This window comes from Methanocalculus chunghsingensis (genome assembly GCF_018132105.1).
In the GTDB taxonomy this organism is placed as follows: Archaea; Halobacteriota; Methanomicrobia; order Methanomicrobiales; family Methanocorpusculaceae; genus Methanocalculus; species Methanocalculus chunghsingensis.
In genome coordinates this window covers 61,379-85,735 of record NZ_JWHL01000004.1, presented here as the reverse complement: position 1 = coordinate 85,735, position 24,357 = coordinate 61,379, and the positions used below count along the sequence as shown (strand labels likewise).

The 24,357-nt window shown below is 54.6% G+C and carries 24 protein-coding genes; 15 read left to right on the top strand and 9 right to left on the bottom strand.

Translation table 11 applies throughout. From position 1 onward, the window contains the following. Nucleotides 1-10 precede the first annotated feature (10 nt). The 3 genes from RJ53_RS04465 to RJ53_RS04455 all read right to left on the bottom strand — a co-directional run bounded on the left by RJ53_RS04465 (nt 11) and on the right by RJ53_RS04455 (nt 1,572). Complete coding sequence (locus RJ53_RS04465; RefSeq protein ID WP_211530412.1) at nt 11-265, bottom strand: helix-turn-helix transcriptional regulator; 255 nt, start codon at nt 263-265, stop codon at nt 11-13. Between the two features lie 205 nt (nt 266-470). Further along, nucleotides 471-1,253, bottom strand: coding sequence for an ATP-dependent sacrificial sulfur transferase LarE (gene larE / locus RJ53_RS04460; RefSeq protein ID WP_246495987.1), 783 nt, complete (start codon nt 1,251-1,253; stop codon nt 471-473). Next, nucleotides 1,246-1,572, bottom strand: a complete 327-nt coding sequence (locus tag RJ53_RS04455) for a transcriptional regulator (RefSeq protein WP_211530411.1) — start codon at nt 1,570-1,572, stop codon at nt 1,246-1,248. Before RJ53_RS04455 ends, larE begins: the two co-directional genes overlap by 8 nt. A 138-nt stretch (nt 1,573-1,710) precedes the next feature. On the opposite strand from RJ53_RS04455, the gene RJ53_RS04450 reads away from it, so the two are divergent. Together RJ53_RS04450 and RJ53_RS04445 are read left to right on the top strand one after the other, a co-directional pair. Then, nucleotides 1,711-1,989, top strand: a complete 279-nt coding sequence (locus RJ53_RS04450) for a MoaD/ThiS family protein (RefSeq protein ID WP_211530410.1) — start codon at nt 1,711-1,713, stop codon at nt 1,987-1,989. A 5-nt stretch (nt 1,990-1,994) separates the two neighbouring features. Continuing rightward, the gene (locus RJ53_RS04445; protein WP_211530409.1) at nt 1,995-2,399 is read left to right on the top strand and encodes a molybdenum cofactor biosynthesis protein MoaE; all 405 of its coding nucleotides are present in this window, start codon (nt 1,995-1,997) and stop codon (nt 2,397-2,399) included. Between the two features lie 9 nt (nt 2,400-2,408). Here RJ53_RS04445 and RJ53_RS04440 read toward each other — a convergent pair whose 3' ends face one another. From RJ53_RS04440 to RJ53_RS04430, 3 genes are all read right to left on the bottom strand, one after another. Beyond that, the gene (locus tag RJ53_RS04440; RefSeq protein WP_211530408.1) at nt 2,409-2,597 is read right to left on the bottom strand and encodes a hypothetical protein; all 189 of its coding nucleotides are present in this window, start codon (nt 2,595-2,597) and stop codon (nt 2,409-2,411) included. After that, nucleotides 2,584-3,099, bottom strand: coding sequence for a DUF4276 family protein (locus RJ53_RS04435; RefSeq protein WP_246495986.1), 516 nt, complete (start codon nt 3,097-3,099; stop codon nt 2,584-2,586). Before RJ53_RS04435 ends, RJ53_RS04440 begins: the two co-directional genes overlap by 14 nt. 113 nt (nt 3,100-3,212) lie before the next feature. Continuing rightward, a complete protein-coding gene (locus tag RJ53_RS04430) occupies nt 3,213-4,421 on the bottom strand; it encodes an AAA family ATPase (protein ID WP_211530406.1) in 1,209 nt (402 codons plus the stop codon). A 147-nt stretch (nt 4,422-4,568) separates the two neighbouring features. Here RJ53_RS04430 and RJ53_RS04425 point away from each other — a divergent pair, with 147 nt between their 5' ends. The 11 genes from RJ53_RS04425 (at nt 4,569) to comE (ending at nt 14,405) form a co-directional block, all read left to right on the top strand. Then, the gene (locus RJ53_RS04425) at nt 4,569-4,967 is read left to right on the top strand and encodes a hypothetical protein (protein ID WP_211530405.1); all 399 of its coding nucleotides are present in this window, start codon (nt 4,569-4,571) and stop codon (nt 4,965-4,967) included. 89 nt (nt 4,968-5,056) lie between these two features. Further along, nucleotides 5,057-5,530: a crossover junction endodeoxyribonuclease RuvC gene (gene ruvC, locus RJ53_RS04420; protein WP_211530404.1), complete on the top strand. Its 474-nt coding sequence runs from the start codon at nt 5,057-5,059 to the stop codon at nt 5,528-5,530. Nucleotides 5,531-5,534: 4 nt separating this feature from the next. Then, nucleotides 5,535-6,128 carry a Holliday junction branch migration protein RuvA gene (gene ruvA / locus RJ53_RS04415; RefSeq protein ID WP_211530403.1) on the top strand — a complete coding sequence of 198 codons (594 nt, stop codon included), beginning with the start codon at nt 5,535-5,537 and terminating at the stop codon, nt 6,126-6,128. Beyond that, the gene (gene ruvB / locus RJ53_RS04410) at nt 6,125-7,120 is read left to right on the top strand and encodes a Holliday junction branch migration DNA helicase RuvB (RefSeq protein WP_211530402.1); all 996 of its coding nucleotides are present in this window, start codon (nt 6,125-6,127) and stop codon (nt 7,118-7,120) included. The genes ruvA and ruvB overlap by 4 nt, the downstream gene beginning before the upstream one ends. 115 nt (nt 7,121-7,235) lie before the next feature. Further along, nucleotides 7,236-8,612, top strand: coding sequence for an ATP-binding protein (locus RJ53_RS04405; RefSeq protein WP_211530401.1), 1,377 nt, complete (start codon nt 7,236-7,238; stop codon nt 8,610-8,612). Nucleotides 8,613-8,747: 135 nt separating this feature from the next. Next, a complete protein-coding gene (locus RJ53_RS04400; protein WP_211530400.1) occupies nt 8,748-9,515 on the top strand; it encodes an ATP-binding cassette domain-containing protein in 768 nt (255 codons plus the stop codon). Beyond that, on the top strand, nt 9,512-10,216 hold the full coding sequence (locus RJ53_RS04395; protein WP_211530399.1) for a GTP-binding protein: 705 nt from the start codon (nt 9,512-9,514) through the stop codon (nt 10,214-10,216). The genes RJ53_RS04400 and RJ53_RS04395 overlap by 4 nt, the downstream gene beginning before the upstream one ends. Nucleotides 10,217-10,218: 2 nt before the next feature. Next, entirely contained in the window at nt 10,219-10,824 is a 606-nt protein-coding gene (locus RJ53_RS04390) for a (Fe-S)-binding protein (RefSeq protein ID WP_211530398.1), read from the top strand. Next, nucleotides 10,821-12,059, top strand: a complete 1,239-nt coding sequence (locus RJ53_RS04385) for a methanogenesis marker 16 metalloprotein (RefSeq protein WP_211530397.1) — start codon at nt 10,821-10,823, stop codon at nt 12,057-12,059. Before RJ53_RS04390 ends, RJ53_RS04385 begins: the two co-directional genes overlap by 4 nt. Continuing rightward, complete coding sequence (locus tag RJ53_RS04380) at nt 12,056-13,297, top strand: cysteate synthase (protein WP_211530396.1); 1,242 nt, start codon at nt 12,056-12,058, stop codon at nt 13,295-13,297. Before RJ53_RS04385 ends, RJ53_RS04380 begins: the two co-directional genes overlap by 4 nt. Next, nucleotides 13,290-14,405 carry a sulfopyruvate decarboxylase subunit beta gene (comE, locus tag RJ53_RS04375; protein ID WP_211530395.1) on the top strand — a complete coding sequence of 372 codons (1,116 nt, stop codon included), beginning with the start codon at nt 13,290-13,292 and terminating at the stop codon, nt 14,403-14,405. Before RJ53_RS04380 ends, comE begins: the two co-directional genes overlap by 8 nt. Here the strand turns inward: comE and RJ53_RS04370 are convergent. Continuing rightward, nucleotides 14,398-15,324 carry an AEC family transporter gene (locus tag RJ53_RS04370; protein ID WP_211530394.1) on the bottom strand — a complete coding sequence of 309 codons (927 nt, stop codon included), beginning with the start codon at nt 15,322-15,324 and terminating at the stop codon, nt 14,398-14,400. The two genes, comE and RJ53_RS04370, sit on opposite strands and share 8 nt — an antisense overlap. A 219-nt stretch (nt 15,325-15,543) precedes the next feature. Here RJ53_RS04370 and RJ53_RS04365 point away from each other — a divergent pair, with 219 nt between their 5' ends. Continuing rightward, nucleotides 15,544-19,635, top strand: a complete 4,092-nt coding sequence (locus tag RJ53_RS04365) for a lectin like domain-containing protein (protein ID WP_211530393.1) — start codon at nt 15,544-15,546, stop codon at nt 19,633-19,635. 412 nt (nt 19,636-20,047) lie between these two features. Beyond that, a complete protein-coding gene (locus RJ53_RS04360; RefSeq protein WP_211530392.1) occupies nt 20,048-22,543 on the top strand; it encodes a choice-of-anchor L domain-containing protein in 2,496 nt (831 codons plus the stop codon). Nucleotides 22,544-22,608: 65 nt separating this feature from the next. Here RJ53_RS04360 and RJ53_RS04355 read toward each other — a convergent pair whose 3' ends face one another. Both RJ53_RS04355 and RJ53_RS04350 read right to left on the bottom strand, forming a co-directional pair. Further along, a complete protein-coding gene (locus RJ53_RS04355; RefSeq protein ID WP_211530391.1) occupies nt 22,609-23,334 on the bottom strand; it encodes an ABC transporter permease in 726 nt (241 codons plus the stop codon). Then, nucleotides 23,334-24,287 (bottom strand): ABC transporter ATP-binding protein, encoded by a 954-nt coding sequence (locus RJ53_RS04350; RefSeq protein ID WP_211530390.1) that lies wholly within the window; start codon nt 24,285-24,287, stop codon nt 23,334-23,336. Before RJ53_RS04350 ends, RJ53_RS04355 begins: the two co-directional genes overlap by 1 nt. Nucleotides 24,288-24,357 lie beyond the last annotated feature (70 nt).

Sequence of the window (24,357 nt, the reverse complement as noted above, 5' to 3'; positions counted from 1 at the left end):
AGAGAAGCCCTCACACGGTGCCTGTACTGGGAGCGGTATCCCAGAGACCATACAGGCTCTGCCGGGCATCTGCAAAGTAGTACCGTTCGACGATATATCCCTCGTCCTTCAACCTTTTCAAAGAATATCGTACCGTCCGCTGGGAGAGAGAGGTCGCAGTGACCAGTTCCTTCTGTGTCATCTGGCCACCTGATTCGAGGACTTTATAGAGGAGCTTCGCCGACGGTGGCAGGTGACGAATACTCCGCTGCTCTGTTTGGTTCATGCTGTTTCTCTCAACAAAAACGATCCCTCATAGTGAAATCACCATAGTACAATGGAACTTCACAATTGTTAACTATTGCGATCAATGACCTGAGGGTCAGCAATCGAGAGACAGAGCACGAAAACAGTCATGATGCCCACAAGGGCATCACGCATTCAGGATAAAGATGAGATCATGTCGGCATGGTGATCCGGCGGAGCGACAATCATAGTCCTTCATCCATACTCCCGCTCCGGAATCCTCCAAGATCGAGGGTAACATAGAGGAAGCCTAGTTCCCTGAAAATCTCCAGAATTTCCTTCCGATGGGCGATCACCTGATCCAGCTCCCCTTCAGGAACCTCGATCCTGGCAATATCCCCATGCACCCGGAGACGGAACTGCGAAAAGCCGATCTCTGCGAGGACCTCCTCGCCCTCCTCGATCATCATCAACCTCTCCCGGGTTATCGGCTCATTATATGGGATCCTTGTGGCAAGGCAGGCATTTGAAGGTTTATTCCAGAAGCTGAGCCTGCATTCGCGTGCCAGCTCACGGATACCTCTCTTATCGACCCCTGCCTCGATGAACGGGTGAAGAACCCCCTCCTCATCGGCAACGGCAAGGCCGGGGCGGTACTCCCCGAGGTCCGAGAGATTCGCCCCGTCGGCTATTGTCGCACCCTCAGCAGACCCTTTGAGGATCGCTGACGACTGCCGTTTACAGATGGCACACCGATCTTTCGGATTACCACAGAATGATTCATCATCGAGGATAGGAAAGTCCACCACCTCGAGATCGATCCCGATCTCCTCTGCAATCCGTCGTGCATCAGCGACTGCCCTCCGCGGCATGATCGGTGAATCAAGGAGAATATACCGGACCTTTCCAGGAACGGCCTCTGCGGCAACCGCTGCGAGGAGAGAGCTGTCCACCCCCCCCGAGAAGGCAATAATGAGGGGAGCCTTCTCTCTGAGGACGGCATCGAGATTCTTCTTCCGATCAGTCATGATCATCCTCGCAGGACCCGCAAGCCCCATCATCTTTACGAAGCTCAACACAGATCCGGCAGATTCGGGCTGCAAGATCCTTTTCTGCACCTGCATGGAGATCTGCTGCCAGATCCCGGATGAGAGAGCGGATCTCATCCTCAAAGACAATTCTGTACCCCCGCTTACCGGAGAGGTATTGTGATATCGCAGAAGGGGCGCAGTCAAGGATAACAGCCGCCTCCTGCTGGGTCGAACCGCAGGCGATCAGCTCCTCTGCGATGGCAGCCCGGATGGCCGGAAGAACATCCCAGACGATCACCTGGCAGGGTAATTTCATAGTATCGTCACCTCAGATAGATCCCTATTCACAATTGTTAAGGTATCGGACGATAAATATCTTCGCTAGAGGACAGGAAGGGCCGGGAAATAATGGTTTATAACCTTCCATGGCTGAAGTACTGGAAAGGAGGAAGCGATGAAGATCAGAGTGCAGTCATTTGCCCGGTTTCGGGAGATATTTGGATCAGAACAGATCATGGAGATGGAGGAGGGGGCGACACTTGCGGCACTCCTTCTGGAGATTGGAGCAGGGAGTCCCGCCGCACGATCTGCCCTCTTTGACGAGGATGGTATTCTGCGGAAGTACATCATTCTGATGAGAAATAAGAAGCGGGTGAACAGGGAAGAGATCGCTGCCATCATCCTCAATGATGGCGATGAGATTGCACTCTATCCACCGGTTGCCGGAGGCTGAAACGAATGGTTGTTACAGTAACACAGGAAGACTTTGATATCAACAGACTGATCGAGGAGAGAAAAGCCTCTGATATGGGCGCCTTCGTCTCGTTCATCGGGATCGTACGGGACGACGGGATAGAACGGATGGAGCTTGAGGCACACCAGGAAGTCGCCGTCGAGGAACTTGAGGTGATCCGGGATGAGGCGTTTGCGAAGTTCCCGATCAAATCCGTCGATATCATCCACCGGATCGGCGATCTCAGGATCGGCGATAACATCGTCCTGATCCTGGTCGGTGCAGGCCACCGGCGGGAGGCGTTTGAAGGATGCGAATACATCATCGAGCGGCTCAAGGAGCGGGTCCCGATCTGGAAGAAAGAGTATACGCCGGACGGGGAGCGATGGGTGCATGGAGAGCACCACTAATCCCGGTTTTTACCAGAGCGTCCCGTCTGCCATCTCCGCATACTCGCATTCCTCACACATCCGCTCGCGGCGGTCCCATTCTGCATCTGTCCATGGATCCTCTGAGCGTTTGCCGCAATAGGCACATCGCTGATACCGGCGGGGGGAGGTATCCGGCTTTGGTTTCAGGGCGGAGAGGATGCGGTCAAGAAGTGTCATTTTTTACTCTCCCTTGTAGTTTCTCATCCAGAATACGTTTCATGCGCTGGAACGCCACGAGATGTTCTTCCAGAACATCAGGATTGAGCTTTCCTACCAGTTCAAACGAGACCTTCCCCTTTGCATATGGTTGGGTGGTGTTTCGCGTGGCATGGATCAAAGCCTTCTGAACCTCATGACGTTTTGTACATTCGATATGAACAGGCGAGGGTAATGCCGACTCCTGAAGATGGGGACCGAAGACTTTCTTCAAGGCCTCACGATCCAGAACGATCCATGTCTCCATACAGGTGGTCATGAAGAGAACATTCTCATCATCGCAATTATCCGGCTTCTTCCATGCATCTCTTGCTATCAGATGATCCCATGTCCTTTCGGGATCGGCAATGGGATCCTCGCTATCAATCAGCATCGCTATATACCTGCCTTTACGGCTTTTGAGAGCGGTTTTGAGATCAGAGAAGGTGGTATCACGGCTGCCACTCGCAACAAGCCGGGGCATCCTACCGGAATACCCCATAGATTCCAGTAATAATCGGAAACCTCTTCGGCAGGCTATTTTCAGATCCTTTGAATCCTGCCTACCACCACCTCCTTCCAGATAGATCTTCACACTCACCAACGCATCCCCCCAATTTCACCTTTGATCCAGAGTTCGCCCAGACGATACTCTACAAGCCAATCCTTAAGCTCATCATGATTCAGCCTCTGCAAATGAGTACTCCCATTCCTCTTCTCACAGACGAGAACAGATTCGGGAATTTCTGTCAGTGCATCCACCAGTATATCAGAGTGAGTCGTCACGATCAGCTGGCACCGTTCTGACGCAGAGACCATCAGATCAGCAAGCGTTGGGAGGACATCCGGATGCAGCCCAAGCTCTGGCTCTTCGATGCAGATGAGTGGCGGAGGGGTTGGATGGCAGAGGATAGCAAGAAGACAGAGATACCTGAGGGTTCCATCCGAGAGCCGGGTTGCAGGGATGTCAAACTGCCCCTCTTTCAGGTACACCTGGACCCCGCCCCCATCGACGATCTGAACATGATAATCATCGATCTCAGGATACAGAGCTTTGAGCGCCTCAAGAATCGTCCTTTTATCATGTAATGCAAGTTTGTTCAATATCAGAGCAAGATTTTCACTATTTGCAGTTAGATATCGTGATGGCAGATCGGTCTTTTGTGGCTGGCGTGGAGGTGTATACCTCCCAAAAATCCAGTCACGGTAGATATGAATTCCGTTATATACCTCAGTCAGGCCGGTGAGTACAGGGTAGTAATATGGATCTTTCACCTGAGAGAGAACGGATCGTTCGGGATCTATCGTATCCCGGGGGAGCTGGTGCTCTTCACCACCATCCGCTTCAGAGACCTGCATCGCTTCTGATCTGGCTTTGCCCTTGAGCCGGATAAATCCTGCATCATTCCGGTAGTAATAATATGGTTCATCATATCCCGGATATGGCGCAGATGTCTCGATCCGCTCAGCAGTCACTTCAAAATGGTTTCCATGTTCACGAAATGAGATGGTATGACGAATTGGCATATCCGGATGGTCAGATAAGGAAAGTGTTGCTTTAATAGTGGCTGTCGGGCTATGAGCACCCTTCCATAACCAGTCTCTGACACCCCCTGCCTCTCGGACCGGAGCTGAGAGATCCTTTGGAGCTGCGGCAAGGAGGCTGATCGCCTCAATAAGATTGGACTTCCCCGAGCCATTCGGTCCAATAATGACATTGAGTGATGATAACGGGATCGGTTGCGTATCCGGACCAAATGAGAGGATATTCTTCAGACACAGCTCTTGTAAAACAGGCCCTCCCATAATCGACTATACACGCTCCATACTCTCTTATGAAACACACAGATTATAAAATATAATCCATTTCAGATAATCAGGCGGAATACCTCTGATCTGCTTTCCACGTACAAACCGTAATCCTCACTATATATGAATGACTCATTTTCATCCATGCACCGGCACCTCCGCCTCCTCCTCTATGGCATCCTCACCTGGCTCATCCCCTTCGGCCTCTCCCTCCCTTTCTATGGGAGCGATGGGGCATTACGGATCGATATCTTCGCCTTCAAAAGCATCATGATCATCTCCGGTGCAGCGGCCGGAACGCTCCTCATCTTCCTGTATCTCCGATCCCTTCCGAAGGAGACGGCCTGGATCACTGCCGGGATGACCATCGGTATCACCTGGCTCCTCATCAACCAGGCCCTTGATCTTCTGATGATGGTCGGGCTCTTCGGGGTGGAGCCATGGGAGTGGTTTGCCGGTATCGGCTCCCGGTACCTGATCATCCCGATGATGGCGCTCCTCGCCGGGGCTTCAGCAGAGCTTGCGAGCGGGAGGACAAAGTGAGGGGTACGAGGGGAGATCGCTGCCATTCACTTTCACATCCCGCGGGATAACCGTATTTACCATAAGAGCCGAAGATCCATGTACGGATCATGATCATCATCGGGATAGATCCCGGCATCGCCCGGGTGGGATACGGCGTCATCGAGAAGGGGACCCGGACGATACGGCATATTGAAAACGGCTGTATTGAGACCTCCGGGACCAACCAGACGACGAGCCACCGTCTCCATGAGATCTATCGCCGTATCTCGGCCCTGCTTGCAGAGCATGCCCCCGATGAAGTCGCCGTTGAAGAGCTCTTCTTCACAAAGAACGTTACATCAGCCATTCGCGTCGCCGAGGTGAGGGGGGTGATCCTCCTTGCCATTGAGGAGCGGGGGATTCCGGTCATCGAATATACCCCAAACCAGATCAAGCTGGCGGTCTCGGGGTCGGGCCGGGCAAAGAAGGAGCAGGTGCAGGATATGGTCCGGCGCCTTCTGAAGCTTGACGAGATCCCACGCCCGGATGATGCCGCCGACGGCCTTGCGATCGCCCTCTGCCATACCAATACCCTCCGGTGAATCCATGTTTGCACACATCAGCGGCTCAGTCGCCTCCATCGGGGAAGGATCCGTCGTCATCGATGTCGGTGGAATCGGATACCTCATCAGGGTCAGCCAGCCGGATCTCCGGGAGATCCGGGAGATGAGTAATCCGGTGAAGCTTCATACCCATCTCGTCGTCCGGGAAGATGCCGTCTCACTCTATGGATTCCTCCATCCAGGGGAGAGGGATCTCTTTCTGATCCTCATCAACGTCTCCGGGATCGGGCCGCAGATAGCATTAAACATCCTCTCCCAGATATCACTTGACCAGTTTGCGATGGCGATCATCAGCGAGGATGAGAAGATGCTGACCCGGATTTCAGGGATCGGGCCAAAGAGTGCAAAGCGTCTCATCCTTGAGCTGAAGGAGACGATGAAGAAACGGGCAGGCACACTCAGAAAGGTAGCATCTCCACAGCCTGCATCGGATGCCATCTCTGCCCTTATCACCCTCGGCTTCTCTGAACGGGAGGCCGATGAGGCGGTCCGGAGCGTCACCGAATCGGAGGAGAGCCAGTCTGTCCAGGTAATTATTAAAGCGGCACTCGCCCGCCTCAGGGAGCGATCAGAATGACCGACCGGATAACAGCACCAGTGCGGATGACGGATGATATCGACGATCCCGCAATCAGACCGGGGGATCTCGATGAGTTCGTCGGCCAGCCACAGCTCAAAGAGGCGCTCCGGATCGCAATCGAGGCCGCCAAGCTCCGTGGCGAGACCCTCGATCATATCCTCTTCTCAGGGCCGCCCGGCCTTGGGAAGACGACCCTCGCCCAGATCATCGCACGGGAGATGGGGGCTGCAATCCGGAGCACCACCGGGCCGGTCATCGACAAGCCCGGCGATCTGGCCGCCCAGCTGACAGCGCTCACCCATGGCGATCTCCTCTTCATCGACGAGATTCACCGGCTCAATCCGGTCGTTGAGGAGATCCTCTACCCGGCGATGGAGGATTATATGATCGACGTGATGATCGGGGAGGGGCCGGGGGCAAAGGCGATCCAGCTCCCCCTCGATAGGTTCACCCTCGTTGGAGCGACGACACGGGTCGGCCTCCTCGGCTCCCCTCTCCGTGACCGGTTCGGGATGATCTTCCGGCTGAACCTCTACGAGGTCGATGAACTCCTCAGTATCGTGAAGCGGTCGGCATCAATCCTCAAGATCTCCATCACCGAGGAGGGTGCATGGGAGATCGCACAACGGAGCCGGGGAACACCGCGAATCGCAAACCGACTCCTCCGTCGTGTCCGCGATTATGCGATGGTCCGGGGGGACGGCACCATCACACAGGGGTCGGCAGATGCTGCCCTCAGCATCCTCGGGATCGATCCCCTCGGCCTCGACGATCTCGATCGCCGGATCCTCACCGTCGTCGCCGAGGACTTCTCTGGCGGACCGGTCGGCGTCCGTACCATCGCCATCTCGATCGGGGAGGAGGTCCGGACCATCGAGGAGGTCTATGAGCCCTATCTCATCAGGATCGGCTTTCTGAAGCGAACCCCGAAAGGGAGGGAGACGACAGATGCGGCGAGGGAACATCTTCTTGCAGGGCGCCGGTCCTAATCAGGATTAGTACTAATCTGGATTAGGGTTTACATTAAGCGCTCCATCGAGAGTGCATTATCGTCTTTTCATCCAGAGGGGGAGATCTTAATACTAATCCTGATTAGTACTAATTATGATTAGGAGTTTTGTCGATAGAACCACCGAGATTGCACTCCTTGAGGAGGAGTGGAAAAGAGACGGAGGGAGGCTTATCATCCTTTATGGACGGAGAAGGATCGGCAAAACCCGCCTCATGACAGAGTTCACCCAAAATAAAGAGGGGATCATCTATTTTGCAGAAGATACCGCAAAAGCAATTCAGATACGAAAACTCCAGCATGCAATCTCCCAGTTCTTCGGTGATCAACTCCTCGCCTCACTTGAGATGACGAGCTGGGATCAGCTCTTTATGTATCTTGGGCAACATCCACCAACAGAACGCCGATACCTTATCATCGACGAATTCACCTACCTGATAAAAAATGACCCGTCAATACTCTCTGCACTCCAGAAATCCTGGGATATGGCACTGACAGATTCAAACTGGTGCATCATCCTCTCGGGATCGATGCTCGGGTTGATGACCGACAGTGCCCTGTCCTATACCTCCCCCCTCTATGGAAGAAGAACACGTGATATTCTCCTTGGACCATTACATTTCACTGATGCAAAGAGTCTCCTTCCATCATATAATTTTAAGGATTCTTTGAAGACCTATCTGACCATAGGGGGAATCCCTGAGTACCTTCTCAAAGCCGGGGAGTATGAGGAGTATGAAACATTCGTCCAGAGAGAGTTCTTTAATAAATATGGATATTTTTATCGTGAGCCATATTTTCTTCTCTCCCAGGAGTTTCGGGAACTGAAGCTCTATCAATCCATCCTTCATGCAATTGCAGTTGGAAAAACAGCTGCAGGAGCTATTAGTCAGTTTTGCGGAGTCGATCCACGTCACCTGTATCCATATATGGAAGCGATGATCCGATTGGGAATCATTGAGAAGGAACTTCCAATTTTCGGGAGCAAAACCCAGGGATTATACAGGATACAGGATCCCATTTTCGATTTCTGGTATTCTCATGTATTTCCCGAGAAACAGGCGATCGAGATGGACAGACCCTCAGCAGGAAGAGAGTCAAGAGATCCATATTTTGGAAAACAGTTTGAAGTATATATCCGAAAAGAATTTTTTCCGATCATTCTTCCTGACTATGTCATAGGACGATGGTGGTATCGTGGAGAAGAGATCGATCTCATTGCTACAAATGATCAGCACAGGGAAATTATCTTCGGGGAATGTAAATGGGGACATATAACCGAAAAGAGGGGGCGTGGCATCCTGAAGCGGCTGGAGAAGAAGTCCCTGAATGTTCGGCATGATCAGTATCCCATTGAGCAGTACTCTCTTGTGTGTGGAAAAATTGACGGGAAAGAGGTGCTCCGGGAGGAGGGGTATCGTGTATATGATATGGAGGATATCGAATCAATACTTATGGGAGTTGTTCCTTAAAAACATACACTTGAATCGATAAACCCCCATAAATTATACAATAAGACCAAATTAATCAATAAAAAAGACGATTAAGATAAATTTATTTCCACAATGGGGAAATCATTATCATCTCCCGGACAGAGAAACCTGATCATGTACACGATCACCATCCTTCCGGGCCATGATCGAAACGGTGATCCCGAACCGTTTGAGGCCCTCCACCTCCGGCCAGGCGACACCATCGCCATCGTCGGTCCGACAGGTTCCGGGAAGAGTGCCTTCATCAACGATATTGAGGTCTTTGCCCAGGGCGATACCGTCACCGGACGACAGATCCTTGTCGATGGTGCCCCGCCACCGGAGCGGTTCGTCCGCGATCCCTCCTGCAAACCGGTCGCCCTCATCACCCAGACGACCAAATGCCTCGCCGACCTGACGGTGCAGGAGTTCCTCTCGATGCATCTCCGTGCCCGGAAGATAGAGGAGGGAGATCGCATTGCAGAGACGATCAACCTCGCCAACCAGTTCACCGGCGAACCGATCCGATCCGGCACACGCATCTCCTCCCTCTCCGGCGGCCAGACGAGATCCCTTCTCATCGCCGACGCCGTCGTCATCTCGCATGCCCCGATCATCCTCCTTGATGAGATCGAAAACGCCGGAATCTTCCGTGACCGGGTCATCACCTGCCTCAAGGAGTCGGGAACAACCGTCATCTTCGTCACCCATGATCCCCTCGTCTCACTCCTCTCGGACCGGCGGATCGTGATGGGGAACGGCTCGGTCCGTGCGGTCCTTGAACCTGACGGGGCTGAGGCATCCATCCTCAGGCAGGTCACCGAGATGGACAACTATCTCTCCTCCCTCCGGGAACGGCTGCGGTCCGGAGAGATACTCAGCGAACAGGTCGCCGCCATATGAAGCTCATCATCGTTGCCGGCCCCCCCTCTGCCGGGAAGACCGCGGTGATCAGGCAGATCCTTCGGAACCTCCCAAAGCGATCAGCAGCGTACCTTAAGATCGATGTCATCTATGCAACTGAGGATGAAGAGATCGCCGCTGAATTTGGAATACCGGCAAAGAAGCTCATCTCCGGGGATCTCTGCCCTGATCATGCAGGGATCATGGTCACCGCCGATGCCCTCGGATGGGCGGAAGAGGAGGGGGCAGAGTACCTGATCATCGAGTCGGCAGGTCTCTGCCTCCGGTGCACCCCCTATACAACACAGTCACTTGGGATTGCGGTCATCTCAGCCATCTCGGGGACGCATTCCCCCTATAAGATGGCGCCGATGATCGCGCTTGCAGATATCGCCGTCGTCACCAGGGTGGACCTCGTCTCCCAGGCCGAGAAGGAGGTCTTCAGGGAGGGGATCAGGGATGTCGCACCCGACGTTGAGATCATCGAGACGAATGCCATCGTCGGCACCGGGATGCGGTACCTGATGCAGATGATCGAGGGGCTGGAGGAGATTGTGGAGGAGTCTGCAATCACCCTCCGGGGCAACCCGCCGCTTGGTGTCTGCACCGTCTGTATCGGGAAGAAAGAGATCGGGTGGAACCATCACTTCGGTGTGATCCGCCGACTGGATGATGTAGAGAACCTCTTCCGGGGGGAGTGACCATGGCATGGAAGCCACCCGGCAAGGACTGCGGCCTCTGCGGGGCGAAGACCTGTATGGCGTTCTCTGCTCTCCTTGCCGCAGGTGCAAAGAGACAGACCGACTGCCCGTTCTATGGTGAAGAGAAGCAACAGGTATCATCCGGATATTCAGGGGTTGATCTTCTCGGGATCGAGTATGACTTCGTCCTCCACCCCTTTCCGGGTGAGCCATCGACCCGGAAGGATGTCGTCCCCTTCCGCCCGGATCTCGTTGAACGCTGGGAGATACAGAGGGGGGATCTCGTCATCGGAAGGCCTGCGGGTGCAGGCTGCCCGATCACCCATGCCCTCAGGGTAACCGCCGCTGATCCGGTGAGCGGGATCATCTCCTGCCATGTAACAACCCCTCTTGAAGCACGGAGTGAGGACGTGAAGGATATCCGGGCATATCATGTCCATGCCTTCGAGGGGATCGCAGAGACGGTCAGGCGTGAACCTGCATTCGGCAAAAGACAGCGTTTCCTCCCCGGCTTCTGTATGATGGGCCTCTCCCATACCGGTGTCGTGAATATGGTTATCATGGAGAAGGACGGACTGCATGTCAGGGTGGAGGGGATCGGCCTGTGAAGACTCCGGGAGAGATCAACCAGAAGATACGGGACGGCACTGCTGTTGTCATCCCGGCAGATGAGTTCAAGAGGCGCCTGCGGGACGGGGAAGAGTTTACGGCAGACGATCTCGATATCGTCACCTGCGCAACATTCGGGGTGATGTCAGGGACCTATGCGGTCCTCTCGATCCCGGTTGCCCCACCCGGCACCTTCAGGCGTGCCGAATCATGTAATCTCAACGGAGTCCCGGCCTTTCCGGGCCCCTGCCCCAACGAACGGCTCGGCCTCATCGACTGTATCGTCTACGGTACTGCCCACCGGGACGGCCGGTATGGGGGAGGCCACCTCTTTGCGGATCTTGCCGCAGGCAGGGAGATCCTGTGTGAGGCGGTTGCGGACGGGCAGACCCATGAGGCCACCATCACCCTTGATGACTGCCCGGCGGCGAGGCTCCATACCACACGATCAGCATTTCGTAACTATACCGCGTTTCTTGCAGAAGAAGCAGGAGTCACCCCGACGATCTTCTCGGTGACCGGCCTTCATGGCCCCTGCAGGGAGATCTCGGTCTCGGGATGCGGAGAGGTGAATCCGGTCGAGAATGATCCCTCCCTCAGATTCCTCGGTCCCGGAACCCCTATCCTCCTCAATGGCGCCGACGGGATCATCCTCGGTGAAGGGACGCGATCAACGCCACAACGCCCAAACCTCGCCTGCTCCGCCGATATGAAAGGGATGGACCCCCTGATGATGGGCGGGTTCACAACATCCGAAGGACCGGAATGCCTCACCTCGGTCGCTGCGGCAGTTCCCGTCCTTGATGATGCATCCCTGCAGGCCCTTCTGATCCGGGATGGTGATATCCAACTCCCCATCGCCGGGATAGAAGAGAGGAAACCCCGTGGATCTGCCGATTATGCTGCTGTCTGGCAGGGGACCGACCGGGCTGTCCGGCATCATCCTGATCGCTGCATCTCCTGTTCCCCCTGCCATGCACGGATCCTCTGCCCGGCAGCAGCTATCCGGGAGGATCTCACCATCGACCGCAGTCTCTGCCTCGCCTGTGGGACATGCCAGTCGGCATGCGAGGCCGGGGTGTACCGGATCCATCTCGGATCACTCACCTATAACGAAAGAGAGATCCCGATCACCCTCAGGCAGTCAGAGAGGACCCGGGCAGAACGGCTCTGCCGGAGGCTTGCAGGACGGATACAGGAAGGAACATTTCTCCTGAAGGAGGGGGGAAGATGACCCATCTCCTCAGCTGCCCGGTCTGCCAAAGTACCTTTCCGGATACCGGGGAGCTTGCCTGCCCGCATGGCCACAAAGCGCTCCTCAGGGCGATCTATCCTGAAAAAAAACTAATTCTGAGAGATGAGCCCGGCCTCTTCCGCTATGCGGGATGGCTGCCGGTTACAGAGATCCCATTCACACGATCCGGCCCCGTCACCTTCCGATCAGAAGGGTTCGCCCGTGAAGCCGGCCTCTCAAATCTCTGGATAGGGTTTACCGGATATGCACCGGAGAGAGGGGCATATGTTCCGACCTGCTCCTTCAAGGAGCTGGAGGCATGGCCGACCCTCATCCGGCACCGGGAGACCGGCGGCGGCACCATCGTCCTCGCATCGGCTGGAAATACAGGCCGTGCCTTCGCCGAGGTCGCCAGGGAGACCGGTGATCCGGTCCTCATCGTCGTTCCCGTCCGTTCGCTTGAGCGGATCTGGACGACGGAGCCGGCCAAGGATATCACCCTCATCGGCGTTGAGGGCGATTATGCCGACGCGATCGCGGTCGCCGACAGGATCGCATCACTCCCCGGGTACCGGCCGGAAGGAGGCGCAAAGAATGTCGCCCGCCGGGACGGCATGGGGACCGTCTTCCTTGATGCCGCCACCACCATCGGGAGGATTCCGGATCAGTATTTCCAGGCAGTCGGGAGCGGAACCGGCGCTATCGCGGCATGGGAAGCATCGCTTCGGCTCATCGGGGATGGAAAATACGGAAAGACCCTCCCCGGCCTCCACCTCGCCCAGAACCTCCCCTTCATCCCGCTCGTCTCGGCATGGCAGGCGGGGAGGCGGGAGATCATCCCGGCGATCGATATGCCCCATCCGGAAGAGGCGATAGCAGCGGTGGAGGCCGATGTCCTGACGAACAGGACCCCGCCCTATGCCATCACCGGCGGCCTCTTCGATGCCCTCCGGGCATGTGGCGGGGCGATGTATGGGATCACAAACAGGGATGCCGCCCGTGCCGGCGCTCTCTTTGACGAGACCGAAGGGATCGATCCCGATCCGGCAGCAGCCGTCGCCTGCGCCGCACTCCTCAGAGCCGTCGAAAGCGGTGCAGTTGCTGAGGATGACTGTATCCTCCTCAATATTACCGGCGGCGGGTACCGATCAGTTTCTGAACGATACCCGGTAAAGCCGGAAGAGATCATCAGGCCGGCAGAGCTCCCGGTCTGCATCACGGAGAAGAACCATGCTTGAAGAGGCGATCCTCAACATTTTCAGGGAGGAGGGGATCGATACCATCCCCCACCTCCCCTGTGACCGTGCCAGCCTCCTCTGTGCACGTATCACCGAAGAGTTTTCACATATCCCCCTCCTTCGTGAGGAGGACGGGGTCGGGGTCTCCGCCGGCGTCTCTCTTGCCGGAGGGAGGCCGGCGATGGTGATCCAGAGTTCGGGGCTTGGCAATATGCTCAATGCCCTCCTCTCGCTCCACGGAACATTTGGCCTCCCACTCCCGATCATCGCAAGCTGGCGGGGAGTATATAATGAAGCAATCCCGGCACAGGTTCCATTCAACTCCCGGCTTCCGGAGATACTGAAGGGAGCCGGGATCCCGTATGCAACCATAATGGAGAAGAGGGATCTCAATGCCATCCGGGAGATGATCAAACTGGCATATGCAGAGGGGAGGCCGACGGTCGCCCTCGTCTCGCCGGCATGCTTCGCAGGGGGCACCTGCCCTTCTCCGATTTTCCCGGACCGAAGCCGGATCATCCCTCAGATTCCCGGGGGTGTGATCAAAGCCCCGCAGATGACCCGGTATGACGCACTCCAGGCGTTATCCCCACATCTTGGTAATGCCCTTGTCGTCTCGAATATCGGTATCCCCTCAAAAGAGCTGTATGCTGCCGGGGACAGGGCTGAAAACTTCTATATGCTCGGTTCCTACACCCAGGCATCACCCATCGGCCTTGGCCTTGCACTCAGATCAGGGAGGGAGATCGTCGTGATCGATGGCGACGGCTCACTCCTTGGAACAGCGATTCTTCCGGTCATCGCATCGATGAAGCCGCAGAACCTGACGATCATCTGCCTTGATAACGGCACGTTCGGCTCAACCGGCAACCAGATCACGCAGGGGTATGCAACCACCGATCTCGCACAGATTGCACAGGCAGCAGGTATCTCCCATACCCGGCAGGTCCAGACAAAAGCAGACCTCACTGCGGCAATCCAGGATCGAACACCGGGCCCACGCTTTATCCATATGATCATCAGGCCCGGGAACGCTGATGTTCCAAATATTCCTCTCTCACCGGTTGAGATCCGGGATCGGTTCATGCAGGCAGCAGCCGTCAGATGAGGAAGGCACCGATCAGGGGGATCGAGATGATCGAGGAGATCATCGAGATGAAGACAAGGCGGGAGGCAAACCGCTCGTCACCCCCATAGATCTCGGCAAAGATAGCTGTGGTCGAGGCGACCGGCATCGCTGCAAGGATGACGATCACCCCGAGGACAAGGGGATCGTCTATCAGCGGAGCAAGGAGGAGATAGGTCGCAGCCGGCAGGACGATGAGCCGGAGGCCGGTTGCGAGATATGTCTTCAGATCACCGATCATCTCTTTTGCAGGGAATGTCGCAAGGAGCGACCCGACGATGATCATCGCAAGCGGGGTCGTCAGATTGCCGGTAAGCTCCATCGCATCGAAGAGGGGTGACGGTATCCGGAGACCGAGGAGGAAGAGGGTCAGGCCGATATAGGAGGCCGCAATCCCGGGATTGATCAGCAGCCGGGGATTGAACTCGTACCTGCCGGTCATCATCACGATACCTGCTGAGAAGACGAGGAGGTTGAAGACCAGGTTTCCGAGTGCGACATAAAAGAGCGATGCAGTACCAAAGAGCGTCTCTGTAATCGGAAAACCCATGAATCCGACGTTCCCAAAGAGGATCGCAAACGAGAAGACCCCCCGCTCCCGATCCTCCATCCTGAGGAGTAATGTCCCAATATAGGCGACCGTGGCTGCAAGGAGATAGAAGACCCCGATTGCAAGGCAGAAGACGACTGCACCTGAGAGAAGCTCCGGGGAGGCCGGGATCTGCATCGAGACGATGATCAATGCAGGGATGGTCACATGCAGCAGGAGGAGCGACAGTTTATGGGTCGCCTGGCGATCGAGGATGGAGAGACGAAACGCGAGATACCCGACCGCGATCAGGATCAGGAGAATCGTGATCCGGTCAGCGACCATCAGAATACCGGCAGCAGAGAGGGTCATCCGGGAGGATGGTTGTGGTTCATCTGGTATTGTTCTTTCTTATCAGTGCCGGTTCAGACCCTGATCAAGAAACGAGGAGATGTATTGATCGCCAAAATGATCAGATCCCATAATATAATACTTTTTAATTAATAAAAATATAAGATTTCCTTGCTTTTCTTATACACAATAGATAAATAACATTATACAATAATAGCTATCACAGGAGCTTGTTCTTCCATGTATCATTTTCGTAAACATATACAATTTTTCTTATTCATTCTCTTCTTCTGCCTTATCACCACAGGAGCAGCGGCAGGGGATCTGAATTCCGAAGAGAACCGGACATCCGTCCTGAACAGTGCACCCCTCAATCCGGCGTTCCTTGAGTACCAGACGCAGGGGAAAGAATATACACCGACCTCTGACGATCGCTTCATTCCGGGCGTCATCCCGTCCCCGATCGATCTCTCTCATACCAGAGGAATGCAGATCCAGGCAGAGAACCGGCTCTCATCTCTTCATTCCACCCCTGTTTACGATCTTCGCGAGCAGGGAAGGGTATCCCCGGTGAGGAATCAGGGGAATGAAGGGAACTGCTGGGCATTTGCAACCTATGCCTCACTCGAATCCGTCCTTCTCCCGGACGAGGCATGGGATTTCTCAGAGAATCATATGAAAAACATCGACTATCGGATATTTGACTCCAATGAAGGAGGAAACCGGTATATGTCAACCGCCTATCTCGGCGGCTGGATGGGGCCGGTACAGGAGGTCGATGATCCCTATGTCGCCCTCTCAGCCGGATCTCCCGACGACATCCCGCCTGTGAAGCGTGTCCAGACCGTGTACTTCCTCCCCGACCGATCAGGTCCGCTTGATAACGACAATGTCAGGTGGGCACTGATGAATCACGGTGTTGTCCAGGTATCCCTCTTCTGGAACGGGGGGTATAACCCGGATACCGCCGCGTTCTATCAGAACGAGGAGACGGGAAGCAACCATGCAGTTGCGATCGTCGGCTGGGATGACACCTATGCGAGGACGAACTTCCTGACCACCCCCCCCGGAGATGGCGCCTTCATCGTTAAGAACAGCTGGGGTACCAGCTGGGGGGAGGACGGATACTTCTACCTCTCCTACTATGATACAAGCATAAGGAGTTTTGCAGTATTTACCGCCCTTGATACACCGATCTATGATCAGGTATACCAGTATGACCCGCTTGGATGGACCAGTGATGTCGGGTATCAATCGGAGATCGGCTGGTTTGCCAATATCTTCACTGCAACCGGCGATGAGACGATCACGGCAGTCAGCTTCTACACACCGGCGATGAATAGCAGCTACCAGATCTCCGTCTATACCAACCCCGGTGACGGGCCGATCGGAGCCGGTGCCCCCGCCTCGACAACAACCGGGACGATCGCCATCCCCGGATACCATACGATAGATATTCCCCCGGCTGAACTCTCAGAAGGGGAGCAGTTCTCTGTTGTTGTCAGGCTCGAGACAGCGGGGCATACCAGCCCGATTCCTATTGAGACTCCGGTAGGGAATTACTCCAGTAATGCAACCGCAGGGCCGAACGAGAGTTATGTCAGCCCGGATGGAGCCGAGTGGACTGATCTCACCGACGAGATGGAAAATACCAATGTCTGCATCAAGGCATTTACCACCGTCTCAACCGAACCACAACCGGCATTCACAGCAGATGTACAGACCGGAGAGAACCCTCTTACCGTGAACTTCACCGACCAGTCGACCGGTCATCCGACGGCCTGGTTCTGGGAGTTCGGGGATGGTGCCATCTCAAGGCTCAACCATCCGACCCACACCTACACTGCACCCGGCGACTATACCGTGAACCTGACGGTGAGTAACAGCCAGGGACAGGAGAGCGAGATAAAGACCGGATATATCTCCATTCCGGATGATATCGTGGAGATCATCGTCTCACCGGAGCAATCAGAGCTGATGGTCGGGGAGACCGGCGAATATGCGATCATCCTCTCGTACCTCAAAGACGGGCTTGGATCATTTGATATTGACATCAACCTCACAGAACCGGAGAAAGCACGGATCACCGGGATGAATATCACAGCCGGAACAGGCGATCATAGTCTGATCCCGGCAGATTCCGTCAACTGCTGGTCACAGACCCACATACCGCCAGAGAACGCGAACCTGACGATCGTCACCGTAACCGTCGAAGCCCTCTCCGAGGGAGTCACGAACCTGACGGTCACCAGCCCGGCCCTCTGGCCCGGGTATGAAACGGTGGTTATACCCGCCGGAATCATCATAGGAGAAAGAGTTCCGCCTGTTGCCGGCTTCACCGCTAACACCACCGGGGGAACAGCCCCCCTCTCTGTACAGTTTACCGATCAGTCGACCGGCGAGCCGACAGGCCATACCTGGTACTTCGGTGATGAGAACTTCCAGGCAGGATGGAATGAAGTGGAGACAGGGGAGATCTGGTCAGGACGAACAGGCCATGCTGCAGTCACCCTCTCGGATGGAAGCATCGTCGTCATGGGCGGTATTGACAGCAATTCCCAGAATAAAAGGGATGTCTGGCGATCTACTGACGGCGGTTTGAACTGGACGCAGATGACCGGCACAGCCGGATGGAGCGGTCGCCAGTACCATACCGCCGTTGCCCTCCCGGACGACAGTATTGTCGTGATGGGCGGCTATGATACAGGGGGTGTCAGGAACGATGTCTGGCAGTCAACTGACAAAGGTGCCACATGGACCCGGCTGACCCAGGCTGCCGGCTGGTCGGCACGGTTTGGCCATGACACCGCTGTACTTCCTGACGGGAGCATCGTCCTGACGGGTGGTTTCAACTTCATCACCAGATTAAATGACACTTGGCGGTCCACCGATGACGGCACCTCATGGACAAGAATGACGGCAGATGCCGGATGGACCGCACGATACGGCCACAGCAGCCTCGCCCTCCCTGACGGAAGCCTTCTTATCATCGGTGGACGTACAGGCCAGACCGGCTCAGCCGATGTCTGGAGGACGGCCGATAACGGCACCTCATGGACACTGGTGACGGCAGATGCCGGATGGGAGAGCCGGGAAGGGCATGCAACCGTTCTCCTCCCGGATGCAGGCATCATCCTGACGGGTGGATGGCATAATGATCTGCCAGAGGGGTATGCCCTGAATGACACCTGGCGGTCTGCCGATGGTGGCGCAACCTGGTCTCTTCTATCGGCCGATGCAGAATGGGAGGAACGGCAGGGGCACAAAACCGTGGTGCTCCCTGACGGAACGGTCGTCCTGATGGGTGGAAACGCCGACTTTGTGTATCAGAATGATATCTGGCACCTGGAGACAGCCGGATCAACCGACGAGAACCCCGTCCATACCTACACCCGTGAAGGGGAGTATCAGGTGACACTCCAGGTGTACAATGCCGCCGGTAGTGACACCCTCAGACGGAGCGGGTATATCAGTGTCAGCGATGTTATCCTGCCCCCTGAGGCCGACTTCACCGCAAACAGCACCATCGGGTACGCTCCGCTCACGGTCGCCTTCACCGATCTCTCGACCGGGGCCCCCGACTCCTGGGCATGGAGCTTCGGGGATGGTGGAAACAGCACAGAGCAGCATCCGGTGCATACCTATACCGGGCCGGGGTCGTACACGGTTCGCCTGAGCGTAGATAATGAGGCAGGGGGATCGACCGAGATCTGGATGGATTATATCACCGTCCTCCATCCTGCCTCGGATATGATCATCGGGGCAGGATCCCTCGATATTGCAACAGGGATGAACGGAACAATCCCGGTATCGGTCACCAATATCACAAATGCCGGGCAGATTCGGTGGACGACCACCATTCATCCTGCTTTTGCGAGTATCACCAGCGTTACGGTGAATGAATCGGTCGCCGAAGGAACGGATCTCACCTACCAGATCAACAACCAGACCGGAGCAGTTCAGGTGGAGATGAGACGGAACAACGCCACCTACACTGCGGGTGCAGAACCGCTGAGGGTTCTCGATATCACCATCCGGGCGAAACAACAGACCGGGGAGAGCCAGATTACAATCAATGATGCCCAATGGAGCAGGGGTGCCCATGATATAGCCTTTGGCAGGATGAACGGGGGACTGCTGACGATTCACCTCCGTGGCGACTTCAACAGAAATGGCTGGATCGATATCGGAGATGTCGCTAAGGTTGCATGGATGGCAGCGGAGCTCACACCGGATGATCCGGAGGCCGACCTAAACAATAATGGAGAAGTCGATTCCGGTGACGCAGCCAGGATCGCGTACTTCTATGTCGGGAAGATCCCGGCACTCTGATTTTTAATAGTATAGGTTCAATAAAAATATATAGCAATATAATTATTGTAAGGATACTCAAAATTATTTTGCTACATTACATTTGTTCGATCCTATTAATTCATATATTAATAAATATATAAAAGTTAAATACACAAACTATATATGAAGTGAATTAACATTCCACTATATTCTTTGTTGGCCGGAGTATGGTTGAATGACTTTTAAAGACAAGGGTCAGATGTTCCCACAAGAGGAATAATGGACGTCGATAGTCTTCTTCCTCTTCCTTTGCAAGCCGTTCTTTATCACCTGAATGTACCGGCAGCAGGATATGGATGTATCGATCCCACGACCATGAAGAATGCATTGCGGCGATCATCATCCATTACGATGGGATGAGGTGAGTATCATGAAATCCACCAGACAGATAATGAAAATTACATCCGTTTTTATCCTGATAGCCCTACTGCTGGTCGGGATTGCTGCTGCCGAGCGAACTGGCACAGCAGGTGACGCAAAGGAGAGAGAGATCCGCGATTATTCGCAGATACAATCAGATAACGGGATGGAGACAGTTGACCTGACAACAGGTCTGACCGCTGCAGATCTTGCCAATCAACTCCTTGGTTCCGGCATCAATGTATCAAATGTACGATACACGGGAGCAGATCTCGCTGCAGGAACCTTCACCGGAGGTACGGGGATCATCGGATTTGAAGAAGGGATTATCCTGAGTACAGGCAGGATCAACCATGTTATTGGACCGAACCTGTTATCTGATATCTCATGGCAGAATAATATGCCCGGGGATGATGATCTCGATGAGATCCTCAGAAGATACAGCTCCAATGAGCCTATCCAGATGATGGAATGGCCGGAACAGGAGTTTGAATTTAACAGAACCTACGATGCAGCGATTTTGGAGTTTAACTTCGTTCCACAAGGAAATGTTGTCCAATTTGAGTATGTCTTCTCATCAGATGAGTACAATGAATTTGTGGGAAGTCAATTCAACGATGTCTTCGGATTCTTCCTCAATGGCGAAAATATCGCTATCATCCCGGGAACGGCAGATACACCGGTGGCGATAAACTATGTCAACCTCCTCAGAAATCCCGGATATTATCGGAATAATGATCTCCATGATGGAATGAATCCCCCTGCAGTGGTGATCAACACCGAGATGGACGGTCTCACAACGGTGCTCACCGCAACAGGACAGGTGAACAGAGGGGTAACAAACACCATCAAAATTGCGATTGCTGATGTCGGAGATGACATCTATGATTCAAATGTCTTCATCCGGGCAACGAGTTTTGAGGCATCATCTCCCGAACTGACCCCCCTTCAGACGATAAGAGAAGTCGGGGAGACACAGACGCTCACTGCAACCCTTATTGATACACAGGGCGATCCCATCGCAGATGAGACGATCACCTTTATGATTGTCAGCGGACCCAATGAAGGGGAGACCGGAACCGGAGTGACCAATGCCAGTGGAAATGCTGTCTGGTCGTATAGTTCAGAAACAGGTCTTGGAACAGACAAAATTATCGCAACATATGGCGATCTTGTATCAAATAGTGCCTATACAACATGGATAGATTATTTCGATGTCACATTTATCGTCACCGATGAGGATGAGGCGCCCCTGCAGGGTGCTGTTGTTACCATCGGAGATGAAGAGAAGACCACCGGGCCAGCCGGAACGGCAGTCTTTACCGTAACCAATGGCTGGCATGACTATATTGTTACCAAAGAGGGATATGGCCCGGATCAATATGGAACGGTTACTGTCGTCGATGAGAATGTTGAGGTTCCTGTGATGCTCATGACCTTCTACCAGGTCACATTCATCGTCACGAATGAAGAGCATGAGCCCCTTGAGGGGGCAGGTGCCGTGCTCAGTAGTGAGCCATGGACCATCAAACAGACTGATAGCTCAGGAGAGGTGGTATTCCAGACCTATCCGGGCAATCACACATATCAGATAATCAAAGAGGGGTACGGATATGCTTTTGGAATGATCGAAGTCATCAATGAAGACATTACAAAGACCGTTGTGCTCCGGTCTGATCATACGGGTATTGCGATTTGGGTGATGCCAGGACAGTCAGCTCTCGCTGTCGGGGAGACACGGGAATATAGCATCCTCCTCACCGGTCTTTCTGAGCCCAATATAGCATTTAATATCGATATCAACATTACCCAGCCGGAGAGGGCACGAATCACCGGAGTAAATATCACCTTGCCGGGAGAAGAGAACGGCCATACCCCTGTTCCTGCAGAATCGGTCACATGCTGGGGTACATATACACCGCCGGAGTTTGATTTCTTCCCCCAAGAGGTCGGAGGTACGTTACTTGTCATGGTCTCTGTTGAGGCTCTCTCTGAAGGTACAACAAACCTGACCGTCAGCAGGGCAGAGATCAATTCTGAGATCATTACAGCCGTCACACCCGCGGTTATCCGGATAGGGGATGATGCCGCTCCGGTCGCCAACTTCATCGCGACTCCGACAACCGGCCCCGCTCCGCTTGCCGTCGCCTTTACTGACATCTCAACAGGAGCCCCGACTTCATGGGCATGGGACTTCGGTGATGGCAGCTCTGCACTGATCCAGAATCCGACGCACACCTACACAGCGCCTGGCACCTATACGGTGAATCTGACGGTTACCAACAGTCTGGGATCAGACAGTGAGGAGAAGATCGGATATATCACCGTACTGGAGAGCCACCATATCCAGGGCGACCTGAACAGAAACGGCCGGATCGATATCGGTGATGTAGCTAATGTCGCATGGATGGCAGCTGGCCTCACACCGGAGGATCTGGAAGCCGACTTTAACGATAATGGGCAAGTCGATTCCGGTGACGCCGCCAGGATCGCGTACTTCTATGTCGGGAAGACGCAGGAGATCTGAGAGGAGTAATCGGGAAAAATCATCCAAAAACCACTTTTTTTATAAAAAAATACTATCTTCACCTCTTACACCGTCGCCCTCCGGAAGATGATGACACTGATCAGGAGTACGACGAATGCACCGATCAGAAGCCCGGCAAGCGTCATAGCCGGGAAAATTCCCGCCTGGAGATCACGGATCGCGTCGATTGCATATGACACCGGGTTGAGCCGTGCGAGGACGGCAAGCCAGGACGGCATCTGGTCATAGGGCATCAGCGCACTGCTTGTAAAGAAGAGCGGCATCGCGATCATCGCATTGAACGCCGCATAGGTATCATGATCCTCAAGGGTGAGGGCAACCGTCGTCGTGATCGAGGAGAGGAGTATCCCGAAGATGAAGAGGATCAGATAGATCTGTGCGAGGAGAACCGGGTCGAGGAACTGCGCCCCGAGGATGATCGCAAAGACCAGGATGACCGTCGTCTGGATCATCCCCCGCAGGGTGATGAAGAGGATCTTCCCATAGAGGATACTCTCACGCGGTGAGGGCATCGCAAGGAACTTCTGGAGGAAGCCGAGGATCTTATCGAACATCAGAAGGGAGCCACCCTGTAACGCCGCACCGAGCATCGTCAGGACAAGGATGCCCGGGGTGATGAAGTCGAGATAATTATCAGTAAACCGGATAGGGAGCGCCATGCCGACGAAGATGAGCCAGGCAGCAGGCATGATGAGGGCTGAGAGGAGATTGATCCTCCCCCTGAGCCACCTCCTGAGATCCCGTTCCACGTACCAGAGTGTCCGGATCATCAGCGCCTCCGGAGCATCGTCCTGAACCGGGTAAGATCAAAGGCAGTCTGCTCATCCTGCTCACCGACAAGGGAGAGGAAGACATCGTCCAGGGTGGGTTTCCGTACCGAGACCGAACGAATATCCATCCCATTCTCTGCAAAGAGGCGGGAGAGGACAAGAACGGCTTCATCACCATCCTCCACCTCAAACCGGAGCTCATTTCCGGTTCGTCCAAGGAAGGTGACCCCCTCCGGAAAGGTCCCTTTGAACCGATCATCGGATCGGATCAGAACGATATCCCGGCAGACCGATGCCTTCAGCATCCCGGGCGTCTCGGTGACGATCACCTTCCCTCTGTCGATGATCCCGACACGATCACAGGCATGATCGGCCTCATCCATATAATGAGTCGTCACAAAGACGGTCATCCCCCGTTCCTTCAGGCCGATGATATGCTCCCATATCTTTCGCCTGCCAGCGACATCGAGGCCGATCGTCGGCTCATCCAGAAAGAGGACGGAGGGGTCATGGACGAGTGCCTGTGCAAGCTCAAGCCTTCTGCGCATCCCGCCCGAGTAGGTTCTGACGAGATCGTCAGCACGTTCCAAAAGGCCCATCCTGGCAAGCGCCTCCTCCGCAGCATCCCGGGGACGAGGAATCCCATAGAGTTTTCCAAAGAAGACGACATTCTCCCTCCCGGTCAGCTTCGGATCGACGGCCATATCCTGTGGAACATAGCTGATATGCTCCCGGACATCCCGTGGATGCTCTCTGACAGAGTACCCGCAGATATGGGCATCTCCGGCCGTCGGCGTGAGGAGGGTCGTCAGCATCTTCACCGTCGTCGTCTTTCCAGAGCCGTTTGGCCCGAGAAGCCCAAAGATCTCACCATCGATTCTTGTTGTCAGATCATCGACGGCGGTGAGGGAACCGAAACGCTTCGTCAGGCCGAAGGTCTCGATCATTGCCATTGAGTCATACCCTCTTTACAATAAAGCACCATCACACAACCCTCCTGTCTACCATTATTGTACCAGTAAC